This is a genomic window from Rhodosalinus halophilus, assembly GCF_003298775.1.
Lineage (GTDB): Bacteria > Pseudomonadota > Alphaproteobacteria > Rhodobacterales > Rhodobacteraceae > Rhodosalinus > Rhodosalinus halophilus.
In genome coordinates, this window is sequence record NZ_QNTQ01000069.1 from 1 (window position 1) to 445 (window position 445).

The window sequence follows — 445 nt, forward strand, 5'->3', positions numbered from 1 at the left end:
GCCAGCCCAAGGGCGTGGTGCACAGCTCCGGCGGCTACCTGCTGCATGCCGCGATGAGCCACCAGATCACCTTCGACTACCACGAGGGCGACATCTTCTGGTGCACCGCGGACGTGGGCTGGGTGACCGGGCACAGCTACATCGTCTACGGCCCGCTCGCCAACGGCGCGACCACGCTGATGTTCGAGGGCGTGCCCACCTGGCCGGACGCCGGCCGCTTCTGGGCGGTCTGCGAGAAGCACCGCGTCAACCAGTTCTACACCGCCCCCACCGCGATCCGCGCGCTGATGGGCCAGGGCGAGGAGTTCGTCACCCGCCACGACCTGTCGAGCCTGCGCCTCCTCGGCACGGTGGGCGAGCCCATCAACCCCGAGGCCTGGGCCTGGTACGACCGGGTGGTGGGCAAGGGCAGATGCCCCATCGTCGACACCTGGTGGCAGACCGA

Annotated in this window: 1 protein-coding gene; it reads left to right on the forward strand. The window is 69.7% G+C overall.

The annotated features are described in order from the left end of the window. The coding region (locus tag DRV85_RS18895) for an AMP-binding protein (protein ID WP_147238907.1) at positions 1–445 on the forward strand (445 nt) is incomplete at both ends.